Annotated in this window: 16 protein-coding genes; 9 read left to right on the top strand and 7 right to left on the bottom strand. The window is 62.5% G+C overall.

Annotation, left to right across the window (positions count from 1 at the left end; all coding sequences use genetic code 11):
- Nucleotides 1-303 precede the first annotated feature (303 nt).
- From O9Z63_RS13725 to O9Z63_RS13715, 3 genes are all read right to left on the bottom strand, one after another.
- Entirely contained in the window at nucleotides 304-1,815 is a 1,512-nt protein-coding gene (locus O9Z63_RS13725) for a M28 family peptidase (RefSeq protein WP_270125843.1), read from the bottom strand.
- A 161-nt stretch (nucleotides 1,816-1,976) separates the two neighbouring features.
- Nucleotides 1,977-2,636, bottom strand: coding sequence for a DUF3575 domain-containing protein (locus tag O9Z63_RS13720; protein ID WP_270125841.1), 660 nt, complete (start codon nucleotides 2,634-2,636; stop codon nucleotides 1,977-1,979).
- Nucleotides 2,637-2,855: 219 nt separating this feature from the next.
- Nucleotides 2,856-4,910 (bottom strand): S9 family peptidase, encoded by a 2,055-nt coding sequence (locus O9Z63_RS13715; RefSeq protein ID WP_270125839.1) that lies wholly within the window; start codon nucleotides 4,908-4,910, stop codon nucleotides 2,856-2,858.
- Between the two features lie 143 nt (nucleotides 4,911-5,053).
- Between O9Z63_RS13715 and O9Z63_RS13710 the strand changes: the two genes are divergently transcribed.
- The 8 genes from O9Z63_RS13710 to O9Z63_RS13675 all read left to right on the top strand — a co-directional run bounded on the left by O9Z63_RS13710 (nucleotide 5,054) and on the right by O9Z63_RS13675 (nucleotide 11,540).
- Nucleotides 5,054-5,959: a LysR substrate-binding domain-containing protein gene (locus O9Z63_RS13710; RefSeq protein ID WP_270125837.1), complete on the top strand. Its 906-nt coding sequence runs from the start codon at nucleotides 5,054-5,056 to the stop codon at nucleotides 5,957-5,959.
- Nucleotides 5,960-6,032: 73 nt separating this feature from the next.
- Nucleotides 6,033-7,031 (top strand): YeiH family protein, encoded by a 999-nt coding sequence (locus O9Z63_RS13705; protein WP_270125835.1) that lies wholly within the window; start codon nucleotides 6,033-6,035, stop codon nucleotides 7,029-7,031.
- A gap of 238 nt (nucleotides 7,032-7,269) precedes the next feature.
- Nucleotides 7,270-7,515 carry a hypothetical protein gene (locus O9Z63_RS13700; RefSeq protein ID WP_044016151.1) on the top strand — a complete coding sequence of 82 codons (246 nt, stop codon included), beginning with the start codon at nucleotides 7,270-7,272 and terminating at the stop codon, nucleotides 7,513-7,515.
- Nucleotides 7,516-7,568: 53 nt separating this feature from the next.
- Nucleotides 7,569-8,294, top strand: a complete 726-nt coding sequence (locus O9Z63_RS13695; protein ID WP_270125833.1) for a hypothetical protein — start codon at nucleotides 7,569-7,571, stop codon at nucleotides 8,292-8,294.
- Nucleotides 8,295-8,408: 114 nt separating this feature from the next.
- Nucleotides 8,409-9,545, top strand: coding sequence for an SHOCT domain-containing protein (locus tag O9Z63_RS13690; protein ID WP_270125831.1), 1,137 nt, complete (start codon nucleotides 8,409-8,411; stop codon nucleotides 9,543-9,545).
- Between the two features lie 94 nt (nucleotides 9,546-9,639).
- Entirely contained in the window at nucleotides 9,640-10,683 is a 1,044-nt protein-coding gene (locus O9Z63_RS13685; RefSeq protein WP_270125830.1) for a DUF3089 domain-containing protein, read from the top strand.
- Nucleotides 10,684-10,691: 8 nt separating this feature from the next.
- Nucleotides 10,692-10,847, top strand: a complete 156-nt coding sequence (locus O9Z63_RS13680; protein ID WP_270125829.1) for a hypothetical protein — start codon at nucleotides 10,692-10,694, stop codon at nucleotides 10,845-10,847.
- A gap of 153 nt (nucleotides 10,848-11,000) precedes the next feature.
- Complete coding sequence (locus tag O9Z63_RS13675; protein ID WP_270125828.1) at nucleotides 11,001-11,540, top strand: DUF6624 domain-containing protein; 540 nt, start codon at nucleotides 11,001-11,003, stop codon at nucleotides 11,538-11,540.
- A gap of 72 nt (nucleotides 11,541-11,612) precedes the next feature.
- Here O9Z63_RS13675 and tsf read toward each other — a convergent pair whose 3' ends face one another.
- The 4 genes from tsf to rplM form a co-directional block, all read right to left on the bottom strand.
- Nucleotides 11,613-12,449, bottom strand: coding sequence for a translation elongation factor Ts (gene tsf / locus O9Z63_RS13670; RefSeq protein WP_270125826.1), 837 nt, complete (start codon nucleotides 12,447-12,449; stop codon nucleotides 11,613-11,615).
- A gap of 132 nt (nucleotides 12,450-12,581) precedes the next feature.
- A complete protein-coding gene (rpsB, locus tag O9Z63_RS13665; RefSeq protein ID WP_270125825.1) occupies nucleotides 12,582-13,349 on the bottom strand; it encodes a 30S ribosomal protein S2 in 768 nt (255 codons plus the stop codon).
- 18 nt (nucleotides 13,350-13,367) lie between these two features.
- On the bottom strand, nucleotides 13,368-13,754 hold the full coding sequence (gene rpsI / locus O9Z63_RS13660) for a 30S ribosomal protein S9 (RefSeq protein WP_044016163.1): 387 nt from the start codon (nucleotides 13,752-13,754) through the stop codon (nucleotides 13,368-13,370).
- A gap of 39 nt (nucleotides 13,755-13,793) precedes the next feature.
- Nucleotides 13,794-14,246, bottom strand: coding sequence for a 50S ribosomal protein L13 (rplM, locus tag O9Z63_RS13655; protein ID WP_044016164.1), 453 nt, complete (start codon nucleotides 14,244-14,246; stop codon nucleotides 13,794-13,796).
- A 159-nt stretch (nucleotides 14,247-14,405) separates the two neighbouring features.
- Here rplM and O9Z63_RS13650 point away from each other — a divergent pair, with 159 nt between their 5' ends.
- Nucleotides 14,406-15,848 (top strand): hypothetical protein, encoded by a 1,443-nt coding sequence (locus tag O9Z63_RS13650; protein ID WP_270125823.1) that lies wholly within the window; start codon nucleotides 14,406-14,408, stop codon nucleotides 15,846-15,848.
- The last annotated feature ends 91 nt before the right edge of the window (nucleotides 15,849-15,939 follow it).

Raw genomic sequence — 15,939 nt, 5'->3', positions numbered from 1 at the left:
TCAGCCGGAGGTTGGCTGAATTCTGCCGCAAAGGTAAGGCTGTTTAGAATATATTTAAATAGTTGATTGGAAAATATCTAAATAGCGAACGGCGCGGTAGCACGAACTTTGTAGTTCGTGCTACCGCGCCGTTCAAGGCACTGTGGGACAGTATGGTTCAGAACGGCGGCAGTAGCGCGAACTTTGCAGTTCGCGCCCCCGCGCCGTTCGTGGTATTATAGGACAGTATCGTTGTGATGGCGTGGGGACGCGAACTACAAAGTTCGCGCTACTGCTGCCCTACTGTCCACTATACTGCAGGTGCTAGCGCTCCAGCTTGAAGCCCGGCTCGCGGGCCGGGGGCGCGGTGCGGTTGGACACGGCCCAGCCGGTGCGGTACATCCACTGGGTCATGCGCAGCAGCTTGCCGTAGTCGATGCGGCTGGCTTCGTCTTTGGGCGTGTGATAGTCGGCGTGCAGCAGGGAGGTGTACATGATGGCCGGGATGCCCAAGCGGGCGTAGGGCAGGTGGTCGGAGCGGAAATACCAGCCTTCGGGGTGCGTGGCCTTGTCCCACTCGGTGTCCAACTTGAACTTCGGGCCTTCCTGATTGGCTGCCAGGGCGGTTTTCACCAGGTCCGACGAGTTGAGGTGGGGCGGGGTGGAGCCCAGCAGGGCGGCCGAGTCGGCGGCGTTGCGGCCCATCATTTCGGCGTTCAGCACCGCCACGATGGACTCTTTCGGCACGGTGGGCTTGTCGGAGAAGTAGCGCGAGCCCAGCAGGCCGCGCTCCTCGGCCCCGTGAAACACAAATAGCGCCGAGCGGCGGGCCGGCTCCTGCTTGTACGCCCGCATGAGTGCCAGCAGCGCCGCGCAGCCGGTGGCGTTGTCGTCGGCGCCGTTGTAGATGGAGTCGCCGGCCACGGGGGCGCGGGCGCCGTCGTGGTCCTGGTGGGTGCTGAAGAGCACATACTCGTTTTTGAGCTGGACGTCAGTGCCGGGCATCTTGGCTACAATGTTCACCGACGGATACGCGAAGCTCTCCACCTTCAGCTCGGCGCTGAACTGCTGACCGGCCTGCTTGGCCCAGCTCAGGGCCTCGGCGGGCAGCCACACCACCGGCGGCTGGTTCACTACGGCCGTGTTGGCGTCGCCGGGCAGGCCGTAGCGGCCCCGCTCGTAGATGTGGCTCCAATGGTCGTAAATGGCCTGCGCCTTGTCGTCGGACACAAACACCACGGCCACGGCGCCGGCCTTGAACAGCTCGGCGGCCTGGTCGCGCAGCTTCCCGAACAGGTAGCGGCGGTAGCTGATGCCGTCGGTGGGCGCACCCGAAACCTGGAGCGCTACGGCCTTGCCCTTCAAGTCCACTTTCGCCAGCTCGGCGGGGGTGGCCAGGCCCACGAACACTAGCGGCGCATTCACGCTGGCGTTGGTAGGCGCCACCACCATGGCGTCGTGGTTAGGCCTGAGCTGGCGCGTGCCGATGCGGAGCGTGCTGGTTTTGGTGAGGCGCGTGCGCTGCAGATTGAACCACTGGAAGTAGGTGCCGTCGTCGCCGGCGGGCTCCATGCCGGTGGCCCGGATCTGCTCGGCCAGCCAGGCGGAGGCGCGCAGCTCGTCGAGGGTGCCGCCCTCGCGGCCGCGGTACTTGTCGTCGGCCAGCGCAAACAGGTCGCGCTTGAGGTCGGCTTCCTTGATGACAGCAAGGCCGCTGCCGGCTTTAGACGTTTTGGTGGCTTTGGCGGGTTTCTGCTGGGCGTGGCCGGCCAGCGGGGCCGTGAGGGCAAGGCCGGCCAGCAGTAGGCGCAGCGTAGTATGGCGGAAGTGGTTCATGGCAGGAAGTAGCGTGAAAGAGGAAAGCTACGCGAAAAAGCCCCGCCCACCAATGGTGGAGCGGGGCAAATCGGATGGAACAGGGCCTGCTGAGGGTTGGAAGTTTGAACTATGCGTGGAAGCGTACGGGGCGCTGTAGGTGCAGCCTGTTAGCGTGGTTGCTAGAACGCAAAGCCCAGGCTGATACCGGGCCGCAGGCTCAGGCCACGGACGGGGGCGGTGCCAAATACATTCTGGCTGTAGCCCTGGGTGCTTACCTGCAGCTGGCCGGCATCGTAGCCAACGCCCAGGTAGGGGTCTACCACGAAGCGCTGGCCAAAAATCCACTGCCGGCCTACCAACAGGCCGCCGCCCAGGGTAGTCATCTTGCCGGTTACTTTGGTCGTCTGCCCGGAATTATCGGGTACATCCACGGCTAGGCGGAAGCGCTGCACACGCAGGTAGGAACCCACGTACAGGCCGTTGAGGACTTCCCCGGTCAGGTAGCGGCGATACTCCGGGGTCAGGCCAAATCCATCATATTCGGTGCCGGCGGCGTGCAGAAAAGAGCCAAACACGCCCAGCTGCACCGAAGCCCGGGAGTTGATTGCCTGCTCATAGAATAGCGTACCCGAGCCCAATAGGGGGCTCAGAATGTTGGTTTTCAGTACATGAGCCCGTTCTGGGGCCGTAGGTACTGCCCCCATTGGGGCGGCAGTGGTAGCCGCAGCAGCAGAAGTAGTGGCCGGGGCGGTGGGAGTTTGCTGCAGGGACGGCTGCTGCTGCGCGCGGGCGGTAGTCAGGCCACCCAACAATACGAACGAGAGTACAAGCTTTTTCATAGTGCAGAAAGGAGAAAGGGATAAAAAAGTAGCTCCGCTTGGAATCCTTCGCTGCATTCCGGCGTTGTAAGCGCCTTCTCAAAAAAGGGGCCATTTACATATGGTAAACTATATGTATGTTTCTACATAAGTTTTAATCGACTGAAATTCAGGATAAAAAAATATTCCTGACCTGCTAAGCAGATCAGGAATACCGAAAAGTAGAAGTGGAGTACAGCCTTACTTCGCCACTTCCGGCTTGAGCGTGCGGCCCAGCCAGTCGAAGAACACCCGGTTCCAGAGCACCGAGTTCTGGGGCTTGCCGATCCAGTGGCCCTCGTTGGGGAAGTACAGGAAGCGGCTCGGGATACCGCGCAGCTGCGCCGTGCCGAAGGCCTCCATGCCCTGGTCCTCGGGCACCCGGAAGTCCTTGCCGCCGTGAATCACCAGGATAGGGGTATCCCAGTTCTTGGCAAACTGCTGGGGGTTGAAATCGGTGTAGCTCTTGTGCAGCGGGGTTTCCCAGGGCGCGGCCCCGATGTCGTGCTTGGCGAAGAACATTTCCTCGGTGCTGGGGTACCAGCTGGTGAGGTTGTAGAGGCCGCAGTGGGCAATAAACGTCTTGAAGCGGCCCTCGTGCTTGCCGGCCAGCAGGTACACCGAGTAACCGCCGTAGGAGGCACCCACGCAGCCCAGACGGGCCTTGTCCACGTAAGGCTCGGCACTCACGTTATCAATGGCCGAGAGGTAGTCCTGGATGGGTTGGCCGCCCCAGTCGCCCGAGATGCTGTTGTTCCACTCGGTGCCGAAGCCGGGCAGGCCGCGGCGGTTGGGCGCTACCACAATGTAGCCCTGGGCCGCCAGCAGCTGGAAATTCCAGCGGTACGAAAAGCTCTGGGTGATGGGGCTCTGTGGGCCACCCTGGCAGTACAGCAACGCCGGGTACTTCTTGGCCGGGTCGAAATCGGGCGGGTAGATGACGTACACTTGCATCTGCTTGCCGTCGGTGGTGCGCACCATGCGGGCCTCGGTCTTGCCGGTTTTCACGCCGGCCAGCTCCTGCTGGTTGATGGTGGTGAGGGCGGTTTCGCGGCCGGTTTTCAGGTCTACGCGCACCAGGTCGGCGGGGCTGGCCTGGGTGGTTTTGCTGACGATGGCCACGCCGGGACCGGCCAGCTCGAAGCTGTTGTAGTTGAACGCGCCCTTGCTGAGCTGCTGCACCTTGCCGCCTTTGGCCGGTACGCTGAACAGCTGCTCGGTGCCTTCCAGCGGGCTCACAAAGTACAGCGTCTTGCCATCAAGGCTCCAGCGCAGGTTGGCGGCGCTCTGCTCCGAACCCTTGGTTACGTCCTCGCGCTTCTTGGTCTTGAAATCATACACCACCACCCCGTTGCGGTCCGACTCAAAGCCTGGCGTGGCCATGCTCAGCCAGGCCACCTTCGAGCCGTCGGGCGAAAACACCGGTTCGGTGTCGTAGCCGCCCAGGCCCTCGCTCAGGTTCTGGGTCTGGCCCGAGCGCACGTCGTAGAGGTAGATGTCGGAGTTGGTGCTTTCGGCCTCGGCCTTGCCCGTGAGCTTGCGCGAGGTGTAAGCCAGCCGGTAGCCGTCGGGCGCGAAGTTGAGCTGCTCGGAGCCGCCCAGCGGCTGCAGCGGCGAGTCGAACTTCTCGCCGGCCATGACGTCCTTGCCGTAGCCGGTGGGCTTGCCATCGGCCCCCACGGGCTGGAAGAATACGTGCGAGGCCTTGTAGTCGTCCCACACGTTCCAGTGGCGGTAGTTCAGGTCGTCGATGATTTTGGCATCGGCCTTGGGCAGGTCGGGGTACCAGTCCTGCACCGATTTGCCGGTTTTCACGTCCTGAGTGTACAGCACGAAGTTGGCTTTGGGGGCCAGCTTCAGGTTGCTCAGGCCCTCGTCGGGGAACTCACTCAGCAGTTGCTTGCCCGAGCCGTCGGGGCTTATCACGTAGAGCTGGTCGGTGCCGCTTTCACCGCTCAGGAAGGTCAGCTTGCCGTCGGGCCGCCAGTTCAGGGTGTTTTCCGAGACGGCGGGCGTGTTGGTGAGCTGCCGGGCCGGGCCGCCGGCTACGGGCACCAGCCAGATGTCGGACTGGCCCTTGTTATCGGCCAGGTTGTAGCGCGTGACGGTGTAGGCCACGGTTTTCTTGTCCGGCGACACCTGCATTTCGCCCAGGCGGCCTAGCTTCCAGAGCAGCTCGGGGGTGTAGGTGCTGCCGGTTTGGGCAGCGGCGGCCAGCGGCAGCAGCGCCAGCGCGGTCAATAGGTTTCGTTTCATGTAGCGCATGCTTTAGCTTGCGAAGGCAAGGGCAATAAGGGTGGGAGAAGGGCAAAGGTACTTTCCCCGCGCCTGACTGCTACCCGCTGGCTGGTACTTCGGCCGGGCCGTTCCTCTTCTTGCAAGCTAAAGCATGCGCTACTATGCCTGATTTTCGATTACGCGTGTTTCAGGCGGTGGCCCGGCATTTGAGCTTTACCCGGGCGGCCCAGGAGCTGTACATCACCCAGCCGGCCATTACCAAGCACGTGCGGGAGCTGGAGCGCACCTACGGGCAGCGGCTGTTCGAGCGGCGCGGCAACCGCGTGAGCCTCACCGAAGCCGGCACCCTGCTGCTGGCCCACGCCGACGAAGTGGAGCTGCTCCACCAAACGCTTACCGAAAAGCTGCACCAGCTGCACGGCGAGGCGGCCGGCCGCCTGCGCCTGGGAGCCAGCACCACCCTCAGCCAGTACGTGCTGCCCGCCGTGCTGCCCGGCTTCCGGCACCGCTACCCCCAGGTGGAGCTGACCCTGCTCAACGGCAACTCCGAGCAGATTGCCGAAGCCATCCTCAGCGGCCAGCTCGATCTGGGCTTCGTGGAGGGCCGCTCCAAAAGCCGCGACCTGCACTACGAGCCGCTGCTGGCCGACGAGCTGGTGGCCGTGCGCCGGGCCACGCCCGCCGGTCCGCCCCCCGAGCCGCTGCCGCTGGCCGAGGCGCTGGCTCACCCGCTGGTGCTGCGCGAGCGGGGCTCGGGCACGCTGGAAGTGCTGGAATTTGCCTTGCGCGAGCAGAAAATCAAGCTTGCCAACCTGCACGTGGCCTTCTACTTCGATAACACCGAGGCCATCAAAACCTACCTCGAAGCCGCCCCCGAAGCGCTGGGGTTTGTGTCGAGGCGGGCCCTCACGCGGGAGCTGGCCGCCGGGTTGCTGGAGGAAGTGCCCATCCGGGGGCTGCGGCTGCCCCGGCAGTTTGAGGCCTTGTGGGTGCAGGGCCAGCCCCTCACGCGCCCGGCCGAGCGGTTCCTGCGCTACGTGCAGCTACAGTATAACCTAAAGGAATAACGCATAACTATTTTGGATTATCGGTGGGGGAGGGAGAACCGTACTTTTGAGGCGAAGCACCCACTTCCCGAGTATGAAATCCACGTTACCCTTGCCGCGTTCCAGCGCCCCCACGCTGGCCGTCGATTCCGCCCCTGCTACTGCCCACCCCAACCTCTGGCTGCCGCGCGTGGTGTTTGCCGCGCTGCTGGCGTTCTGCCTCACGCCCTGGGCCTCGCCGCCGGTGGCCCTGGCCTTGGGGCTGGTGCTGGCCCAAACGGTGGGCAACCCGTTTCCGGCCCTTACCAAGAAGTACACCGCCAAGCTGCTGCAGTTCTCCGTCATCGGGCTGGGGTTTGGTATGAACGCCCACGCGGCGGTGCAGGCGGGCCGGCAGGGCATCCTGTTCACGGTGGCTTCCATTGCGGGCACGCTGGTGCTGGGCTACGTGGCCGGCCGCTGGCTGAAGCTGGGCCGGCCTGTTACGCACCTCATTTCCTGCGGCACCGCCATCTGCGGGGGCTCGGCCATTGCGGCGGTGGGGCCAGTATTGCGCGCCCGCGACGAGGAAATGTCGGTGGCACTGGCCACGGTGTTTGTGCTCAATGCCCTGGCGCTGTTTGCCTTTCCGCCCATCGGCCACGCGCTTAGCCTCAGCCAGCAGCAGTTCGGCCTTTGGTGCGCCATTGCCATCCACGATACCTCGTCGGTAGTGGGGGCGGCGGCAGCCTACGGCAAGGAGGCGCTGGAAGTGGCCACCACCATCAAGCTCGCCCGCGCCCTCTGGATTATTCCGGTGGCGCTGGGCACGGCCGTGGTGTTCAAGCAACAGGATGTGAAGGTGAAGCTGCCCTGGTTTATTCTGGGCTTCATCGGGGCCATGCTACTCAATACCTACGTGCCGGCTACGCACACGGTAGGCCTCTGGCTGGTGCAGGCCGCCCGCTTGGGCCTCACGGTTACGCTGTTCTTCATTGGGGCGGGCCTGTCGTGGCAGGCTGTCAAATCCGTCGGGCCGAAGCCGTTTACGCTAGGTGTGCTGTTGTGGGTGGTGATTTCCTGCGTGTCGCTGTACGTGATTATGTTGGGGTGATAAGGTGATGGGGGGATGAGCGGTTAGGTAAAGCGAAGCAAACAGAACGTCATTCCGAGCGGAGCGAGGAATCTCGCCAGCGTGGTAGAATCATTTACCACACTGGCAAGATTCCTCGCTCCGCTCGGAATGACGTTCTTTCTTTACCTGTCACCTCATCACCTCATCACCTCATCACAAAAAATCACATCACCCCAGTTACCGTATCTTCGCCCATCTTAAGCTCACTTCCCCTGCTATGCGCCAGCTCGCCGATATTCCGCACCCTGAAGCCAAAATCACGCTTTTCTCCTGGAACGGGAAGTACCTGATCAAGCTGGAGAAGGGCCCGCTGGAGCAGACCTACAAGGTGAGCGAGCTGGACGTCACCAGCGACGACGACGTGCGGGCCCTGCTCGACAGCGAGTTTCTGCAGGCGGCGCTGGCCCGCTTCACCGACATGCGCAACGACTTGCAGGCGGCCTTCGACCGGCACGACCTGTAGTTGAGCGAAGTTCGGCTAACTCCTTGTTCCGCTCTGCGTATTTCGCTTCCGATATGAAAAAGACCTTCTCCCTTCTGCTGCTGCTGGCCTCGCTGCTGGCTGGCCCCGCCGCTTCGGCCCAACTCTACGAAGTGCGCCAAAGCTCCGTCAACCACGAAAAGCGCGAGCGTTCGGCGCTGAAAGTGCAGGTGGACGGCACGCCCGAATGGACGCGCGACTTCTGGCAGTCTTGGCTGAAAGACACCTACAACATCAAGGTGAAAGGCAATGGCACCTTTGGCGTGGGCAAGCGCGACATTATGGTGGCCAAGCAGGTGCCGGCCTCCAGCATCTCGGGCAAGCTGATTGACCTCTACGGCATGGTTACGGCCCCGTCCGATTCCACCACCGAGCTGGCGGTTTTCGCGGCCTTCAACGCCGATACCTATTTCGACGCCGACAAGACGCCCACCGAGTACGCCGCCCTGCGCAACATCGTCACCAACTTTGCCAGCGCCGCCCGCCTGAAAGCCTACCGCGAGCAGCTGGCCGCTGCCGAGAAAGAGCTGCGCGAAACCGAAAAGGAGAAGGAGCGCCTTGAGAAGGAGCGCGTCAGCCTGAGTAACAACACCCAGAACAACCTCGATAAAATCGAGGCCCTCAAAAAGCAGAATATCGAGAACAAGCTCAAATCCAGCCAGGATTCGGCCCAGCTCGTGGTAAATGCCCAGCAGATGGAGCTGCGCAAAGTCCGGCTGCAGCGCCGCCGCGACCGGCTGTCCACCCTCGACAAGAAGTAGGCGACTTGCCTAGCGCGGTCTGCGTAAGTTTGCAGCTGGTGCGGCATGGCGGGCGTTTGCCCGTAGAAGGCTGGCCGGGCCGGCCGCACCTCATTTCCCGCCTGCTCTCCCCTCATGGAAAAAGACTCATCGACGTTTGAAACACTGCGGCAGCTGAAAGAATGGCTCGACAGTGGCATCATCACGCCCCAGGAATTCACCACGCTGAAGCAGAAGCTGCTATCCGGCGAAAGTGCGGCCCCAACCCCCGAGGCAACACAGCCGCCCGTGGCACCGGCCCCGCCGGCCTTCGAGCCCACCACCGTTTCGCCGGTAGCCGACCCGCTGCTGCCCCCGGTCACGCACCACGCGGCCCCGGAGCCTGTGGTGCCGATGCCGCCCATGCCAGCCTCGCCGGCCGAGCCGCTGAGCCGCCCCATCGTGGCGGGTCGGCCCGAGGCCTCGCCTTCCGTGCCGGCCGCCGCGCAGTATAGCGTTCCTGCGCCCGGCTACGAGCAGGAGCAGGTGGAAGACGTGGAAGACATGCCGTATGTGGCGCCGCAGAAAAGCCCGCTCAGCACCATTCTCATCGTGGGCGGCATCTTGGCGCTGCTGGCGCTGGTGGCCTACCTGATGCTGGGCAATCAGGAGTCGGAGCGGCTGACCAGCACCTCGCGCACCGCCGCCGACTCGCTGGCCGTTACGCCCGAGGAAGGCCCGCAGGCCGAGCAGATTGACTTGCCCCCGGCGGCTGTGCCCGAAACTGTGCGGGTAGCGCCGGCCCTGCCGCCCGCGGCTGCCCCCACCAACCCCGACACGGCGGAAGAAGCGCCAGTTGAGGTGCCCGCCGAAACCGCCCCGGCCATGTCGGACAACGCTGCTACGGCCCGGGCCCAGCAGGTGCTGGAGTCGTACTACGCCGATCTGCAGGCCGCGCCGTTCAGTGCCGGGCAGCACTTCGCGCCTACCGTCGAGCGGTTCTACACGCTTTCCGGCACTACGCCGGCCGCCATTGAGGCCGAGCTGAACCGCACGCACTTCCCCGAGTTTACGGAGGCAGAGTCGCGGATTGAGCCCGGCAGCCTGCAGGTAAGCCCCGCCGTCAGCGACGGCTCGCGGGTGGTGACGTACCGGGAGCGGAGCACGGCCTTCCGGCAGTCGATGCAGAAGCGCCAGCAAACGGCCGCACAGGTGCGGGTGCGCCTCGACAAGAACTTCAGAATCATTTACCTGCGGCAGGAAAAGCTGCTCGAAAACACGTTCACCGACTAAGGTGCCGTACCTTTGCGCCCGCCTGCCGGATGCGTGCTGCCGTGGCCCGGCAGCGCGCATTTTTGTTTGACGGCTACGTGCTATGGTTTTTCCCATGTCCTTTTTTCGGCGCCTGAGCGTGTGGCTGCTGCCGCTGCTGCTGGGCTCCTGCATCAAGCTCATCAAGCCACGCCACGAATTTGCCGCCACCAAGGAGCCGCCCGTGCCCGACTACGCGCTGGCCGCCAACTGGGCCGCCCTGCCCACCACCCGCGACTCGGCCGACGCCGTGCCGCTCCACTCCACCCTGCGCGACCAGCAGGCCACCGCGCCGGCCGACGTGTTCTTCCTGCACCTGACCACCCTTATTCTGCCTAAAGGCTGGAACGCCGACCCCGCCGACGCCAGCCTCAACCAGTTCACCGACAAGCTCAGCATCATGCGGCAGGCGTCTGTGTTTAACGCCGCCGGCCGAATCTACGCGCCGCACTACCGGCAGGCCACGCTCTACGCCTTCTTTGACAGCACCGCCAACAGCTCCCAGGCGCTGGAACTGGCGTATCAGGACGTGAAGGCGTCGTTCCGCTACTACCTGGCGCACTACAACCAGGGCCGGCCCATCATTCTGGCCGGGCACAGCCAGGGTGCCTACCATGCCCGCCGCCTGCTCCAGGAGTTTTTCGACGAGGACTCTGCCCTGCGCCGCCAGCTGGTGGCAGCTTACCTGGTAGGCTTCGAGGTGCGCCCCGAGCGGTACAAGATGCTGCGCCCCTGCCAGGATTCGCTGCAGACCGGCTGCTACGTGAGCTGGAACACGGCCGAGTGGGGCTATGACTACCCGCCCTACCACGGCGCCCTCGCCACAAACCCGCTCACTTGGAAAACCGACACCGTCACGGCCCCCGCCACCCTCAACCGCGGCAGCGTCCCATCCAGCTTCGACCGGATTGACACCACCCTCACGGCTGCCAAAGTGCACAACGGCGTGCTGTGGGTGCACCCGCCCAAAGCCAGCGGCTACCCCCGCTTCCTGCTGCCCGGCCGCCCCGAACTGCGCCACTCCTTCCACCTCGCCGACTACGGCCTGTTCTACCTGAACGTGCGCCGCAACGCCGTAGCGCGGGTGCAGGCCTTCACCAAACAGCCCCCACGCCCTTAAACTGCCCTATGAAAAAGATTAACTGGCCCCGCGTCCTGATTGGGCTGCTGGTGCTGATACTGCTATCGGTACTGGCTAAAAACCTGATAGGAGGATTCAGCCGCAAGAGCAGCAAAGCCACTACCGCAGTCCAGAGGCCAGGAGGGAAGCCCGCGCTCCGCTAAGTAGCACTCCGGTACGCCACAGCCACGGCACGCATGCAAAGTATATGTGCTGTCCGGTATCAACCCTACATGATGAGAAAACTGCTGGTTGCGCTCCTGCTGTATCTGCCCATAGGCGCTTGCGCCCAACGTGCTGCCGTCTTATATCCGAAGTTGAGCAAGACGCTCGATAGCCTGGCTTACGTGGACCAATGGCCCATGCAACGCCTTATGGAGCAGCAACCCGACAGCGCCGGCCGTGACTTATACAAAGTCGAAAAAGACAACTTTGCCCGCCATCAGCCCGTGCTGGAAGCCATTGTAAAACGGTTTGGCTACCCGGGCTTCCGGCAGGTAGGCGAGCAAAGCGCCAACAACTTCTGGCTGCTCGTGCAGCACGCCGACGCTTACCCGAAGTTTCAGCGGCAGATGCTGCAACTGATGCTGGTGGAAGTGAAACGCCGCAACGCCAGCCCAACCAACTACGCCTACCTGGCCGATAGGGTAGCCATCAACTCCGGCCAGCCCGAGGAATACGGCACACAGGTCGTGTATGAAGGGCCTGGGCTTGGCAAAGCCGTTCCCAAATCATTGCGCGACCCTGCAAACGTGAACAAGCGCCGGGCCGCAATTGGCATGGAGCCTCTGGAAACCTATCTGGAGATGATGACCAACATGCACCTGGAAATGAACAAGCCGAAACCCGGCAACTAAGGCCTCAGCAACAAAAAAAGCCCCGCCGGCACAATGCCGGCGGGGCTTTTTCAAAGCGGCTAAACGGGAAGCTTAGGCACCGATAGCAACGCGCTTGAAGTCCGTTACCGTCATGCCTTTCGACGTTTTGTCGAGCAGCTGGGCAATAGTCATCGAGCTGTCTTTCACGAATTCCTGGTTGAGCAGGGTGTTCTCTTTGTAGAACTTGTTCAGTTTGCCCTGAGCGATTTTCTCCAGCATAGCCTCGGGCTTGCCTTCGGCACGCGCCTGCTCTTTGCCGATTTCAATTTCGCGCTCCGTAACGGCCGAGTCCACACCGTCTTTGTCAACGGCTACGGGCTTCATGGCTACGATCTGCATAGCTACGTCGCGGCCTACGGCGGCGGTGTCAGCATCACCCACGTTCTTCAGGCCTACGAGTACGCCTTTCTTGTTGTCGGAGTGGATGTAGGAGGCTACTTTCTCAGCGGTCAGCGTGGCGTAAGTCAGGTCCAGCTTCTCGCCGATTTTGCCCATCAGGTCGGTGATGTGCTCCTGAATTGTCAGGCCATCTTCTTCCTTGGCGGCCAGCACTTCCTCTTTCGAGGTAGCGTTGATGCGCACAGCGGCGTCGAGGATACGCTGTACCAGCTCGCGGAAGTTAGCCACTTTGGCTACCGACTCCGTTTCGCAGGCCAGGGCCACCAGCTTGCCGGTGGTGCCATCTTCGCTCACGGCTACGGCCACAAAGCCTTCCGACGTTTCGTTGTCCGAACGCTTGTCAGCAATCTTCTGGCCCTGCTTGCGGAGAATGTCGCGAGCGGCCTCGAAGTCGCCATCGGCTTCGGTCAGCGCTTTTTTGCAATCCATCATGCCCGCACCGGTCATGGTGCGCAGCTTGTTCACGTCTGCGGCGGTAATTGCTGCCATTGTTGTGAGTATGTGGGGGTTGAGAGGTTTTATTGGAGGGTTGGCAGGGGCAGAGCCCGCGCCAACAAAAGAAAAGGGAACACCGGAGCCGAGTGCTTCGCATGTTCCCTTTTCAATGGAGGGGCGATGAGCCTATTCGTCGGCGTTCTGCTTCTCCTGGATGCCTTCGTCTTCAGCCTGCTTTTTGTCGGCGTCTTCTTTGTCGACTTTGCGCTCCGACAGGCCTTCTTCGATAGCCTTGCCCATCACGCTCACGATGAGCTGGATCGACTTCGAGGCGTCGTCGTTGGCAGGAATTGGGAACTGCACCAGCTCGGGGTTGGAGTTGGTGTCGCACATAGCGAATACCGGAATACCCAGTTTCTGGGCTTCTTTCACGGCAATGTGCTCACGCTTCACATCAATCACGAACAGGGCAGCGGGCAGGCGGCTCAGGTCGGCAACGCCACCGAGTACACGCTCCAGCTTCTCCCGCTCGCGCGACATCATCAGTTTCTCACGCTTAGCCAGAGCCGCGTAAGCCGTATTTTCCTTCACCATCTTGTCGATGGTGCTCATTTTCTTCAGCGACTTGCGCACCGTAGCGAAGTTGGTGAGCATACCGCCCAACCAACGGTCGGTCACGAACGGCATCTTCAGGCGGGTAGCCTCTTCCGTTACGATTTCCTGCGCCTGCTTCTTGGTGGCCACGAACATGATCTTGCGGCCGCTCTTGGCGATGTTGCGGATAGCCGCAGCAGCCTGGTCGAGCGAAACCAGCGTCTTGTTCAGGTCAATAATATGGATGCCGTTCTTCTCCATGAAGATGTACGGCGCCATTTTCGGATCCCACTTGCGCGTAAGGTGACCAAAGTGGGCACCGGCGTCGAGCAGCTCTTTATAGGTGGTGGACTGAGCCATGATAAGTTTCCTCTGGGATTAGCGTTTCGAGAACTGGAACGAGCGACGAGCTTTGCGCTTGCCGAATTTCTTGCGTTCCACCATGCGCGGGTCACGGGTCAGGAAGCCTTCTTTCTTGAGGGCCGGACGAACTTCCGAGTTGTCGCCTACAAGGGCTTTCGAGATGGCCAGACGGATGGCTTCAGCCTGGGCCGAGATGCCACCACCGCGCACGTTCACCTTGATGTCGTACTGGCCGACTTGCTCGACCGTCGCCAGAGGCTGGTTCACGATGTTTTCCAGGAGTTCGTTGGCGAAGTACGCCTTCATTTCCCGGCCGTTGATAGTGATATTCCCTTGCCCGGCCTGCATGTAGATGCGGGCCACCGAGGTTTTTCTTCTACCAGAGGTATTGGAGATTTCCATTAAGTGGAGGGATTAAAGAAAAAAGACGCCGAAATCGGCTTAGAGGTTAGTCAGTTCAACAGCTTTCGGCTGCTGGGCTTCGTGGGGGTGCTGGTCGCCCTTGTACACATACAGGTTGCGGAACTGCTCGGCACCGAGCTTGTTGCCCTGCAGCATGCCTTTCACGGCGTGCTCAATCACGCGGGTCGAATCCTTGGCTTTCTTGTCGCGCAGGTTGATGCGCTTCTGACCGCCGGGGTAGCCCGAGTGGGTGATGTAGATTTTGTCGGTCAGCTTCTTGCCCGTAACGTAGAGCTTGTCAGCGTTCAGAACAATAACGTTGTCGCCGCAGTCGGAGTTCGGCGTGAACGAGGGCTTGTGCTTGCCACGCAGCATGTTGGCAATCTGGCTAGCCAGACGGCCCAGCGGCGCAACACTGGCATCAACCACGACCCAGGCCTTATCGGCGTTGGCTTTGTTGACGGATACCGTCTTGAAGCTCAGATGATCCATTGGGGAGGAGGGTAAGCGTTTGGAAATGAGGAGAAACCGGCACACGGTCCGGGAAAAACGGACACAAAGTTACCGCCTTTCGCCTTAATTGCAAGGCCCCGGCTAATATTTGTGCCTGATTAGCACCTTGTTTGGTGCCCGGCTACCTTCGTGCCCGATATGCCCGGTACCCTTTCTCCTGCCTTGGCCGCCCGGCGGCCGGCGCTGCTGCTGCTGCTGTTTTTCTTCGGTGTTTCGGTCGTTTTCGCCTTTCTCAGCGAAAGCACCTACGATACCAGCGACAGTCTCAACCACTTTCTGTACGCCCGCTACGCCTTCCGCCACCCGGCCAACTTCGCGGAGTCGTGGTCGAAGCCGCTGGTGGTGCTGGTGCACGCACTGCCCGCCCAGGCTGGCCTGCGCGGCGTGATGCTGCTGCAGTGCGTGTGCGCCGCCGTGGCCGCGTGGCTGGCCTTCGGGGTGGCCCGGCGGCTGCGGCTGCCCTGGCCGGCCCTGGTGATTCTGTTCATCTACGCCGCGCCCGATTACTTCCGGATTCAGCTTTCGGGCATGACCGAGCCGCTGTTCAGCGTAGTGCTGATGGGCAGCGTGGCGCTGGCCGTAGCCCGGCGGCCGGTGTGGGCGGCGGTGCTGGTGTCGTGGCTGCCCTTCGTGCGCTCCGAGGGGTTTCTGCTGCTGGGCGTGTTCGGGGTGTACCTGCTGGGGGCGCGGCAGTGGCGGGCGCTGCCGGGGCTGCTGCTGGGCTACGTCGTGTATGGCGTGGTGGGCTTGTTCGTGTATGGCGACTTCTGGTGGGTGTTCACGCGCAACGCGTATCCGCTGGTGGCGCCGCAGTACGGCCACGGCGAGTTGCTGCACTTCGTGCGCAACCTCCCCGAAGTTATCGGCTGGGTGCAGTTTGGGCTGCTGGGGCTGGGGGGCGCCCAGATGCTGTGGGCCTGGGCACAGCCACTGCGGCGCCGGGAGCCGCGGCTGTTTACCACTGAGCTGCTGCTGGTGTACGGCAGCGTGGTGGTATTCATCGGGGCGCACTCCGTGTTCTGGTGGAAGGGCATTTTCGCGTCTTATGGCCTGATGCGGGTGGTAAACGGCGTGGTGCCGCTGCTGGCTTTGGTGGCGCTCAACGGCGTGTACCTGCTGGCCGGGGCGCTACGCACCGAGCGGGCCCGGACCCGGCTGCGGCAGGGCGTGGCGGCAGTGGCGGTGCTGGTAGTACTGCTGGGGCTGCGCGCCGGCTTCCGCTGGAACCGCGACTTCACCCGGTTCTCCGACCAGCTGTTGGCCGATAAGCTGGCGCAGGCTCTGCCCAATCCCCGGCCGCGGGTGCTCTACGCCCACCCGGTGGTGCCCTACGGCCTGCACCTCGACCCGTTTGATGCGCGGCAAACCGGCCGGATGGGCGAAGTGCGCACCACCCGCCCGCTGCCGGCCGGCACGCTGGTGGTCTGGGACGACTGGTTTGCGCCCACCGAATACGGCGTGCCGCTCACGCTGCTGCAGGGCAACCCGCAGTACCGGCAGCGCTGGCGCGGAGCCATACCGCGCAACCGGTTCAAGCCCACCACTGATTCCGTGCGGTTTATCGTGTTTGAGCGGCTATAGCGGCAGTTGCGGGTAGCTAGCAGAAACAGAAAATCCGGACGGAGCACAAGGGCTTCGTCCGGATTGTCTGTTTCTGCCGCGCTTACAACGG

Origin of the sequence: Hymenobacter yonginensis, from assembly GCF_027625995.1 — a bacterium.
GTDB classification, from domain to species: domain Bacteria; phylum Bacteroidota; class Bacteroidia; order Cytophagales; family Hymenobacteraceae; genus Hymenobacter; species Hymenobacter yonginensis.
Note: the sequence above shows the minus strand (reverse complement) of the source record. Positions and strands in the feature narration are given on the sequence as shown.

Excerpts from the sequence above, each read along its gene's own strand:
- O9Z63_RS13725 (WP_270125843.1), bottom strand. The coding sequence starts at position 1,815 with ATGAACCACTTCCGCCATACTACGCTGCGCCTACTGCTGGCCGGCCTT.
- O9Z63_RS13720 (WP_270125841.1), bottom strand. The coding sequence starts at position 2,636 with ATGAAAAAGCTTGTACTCTCGTTCGTATTGTTGGGTGGCCTGACTACC.
- O9Z63_RS13715 (WP_270125839.1), bottom strand. The coding sequence starts at position 4,910 with ATGAAACGAAACCTATTGACCGCGCTGGCGCTGCTGCCGCTGGCCGCC.
- O9Z63_RS13710 (WP_270125837.1), top strand. The coding sequence starts at position 5,054 with ATGCCTGATTTTCGATTACGCGTGTTTCAGGCGGTGGCCCGGCATTTG.
- O9Z63_RS13705 (WP_270125835.1), top strand. The coding sequence starts at position 6,033 with ATGAAATCCACGTTACCCTTGCCGCGTTCCAGCGCCCCCACGCTGGCC.
- O9Z63_RS13700 (WP_044016151.1), top strand. The coding sequence starts at position 7,270 with ATGCGCCAGCTCGCCGATATTCCGCACCCTGAAGCCAAAATCACGCTT.
- O9Z63_RS13695 (WP_270125833.1), top strand. The coding sequence starts at position 7,569 with ATGAAAAAGACCTTCTCCCTTCTGCTGCTGCTGGCCTCGCTGCTGGCT.
- O9Z63_RS13690 (WP_270125831.1), top strand. The coding sequence starts at position 8,409 with ATGGAAAAAGACTCATCGACGTTTGAAACACTGCGGCAGCTGAAAGAA.
- O9Z63_RS13685 (WP_270125830.1), top strand. The coding sequence starts at position 9,640 with ATGTCCTTTTTTCGGCGCCTGAGCGTGTGGCTGCTGCCGCTGCTGCTG.
- O9Z63_RS13680 (WP_270125829.1), top strand. The coding sequence starts at position 10,692 with ATGAAAAAGATTAACTGGCCCCGCGTCCTGATTGGGCTGCTGGTGCTG.
- tsf (WP_270125826.1), bottom strand. The coding sequence starts at position 12,449 with ATGGCAGCAATTACCGCCGCAGACGTGAACAAGCTGCGCACCATGACC.
- rpsB (WP_270125825.1), bottom strand. The coding sequence starts at position 13,349 with ATGGCTCAGTCCACCACCTATAAAGAGCTGCTCGACGCCGGTGCCCAC.
- rpsI (WP_044016163.1), bottom strand. The coding sequence starts at position 13,754 with ATGGAAATCTCCAATACCTCTGGTAGAAGAAAAACCTCGGTGGCCCGC.
- rplM (WP_044016164.1), bottom strand. The coding sequence starts at position 14,246 with ATGGATCATCTGAGCTTCAAGACGGTATCCGTCAACAAAGCCAACGCC.
- O9Z63_RS13650 (WP_270125823.1), top strand. The coding sequence starts at position 14,406 with ATGCCCGGTACCCTTTCTCCTGCCTTGGCCGCCCGGCGGCCGGCGCTG.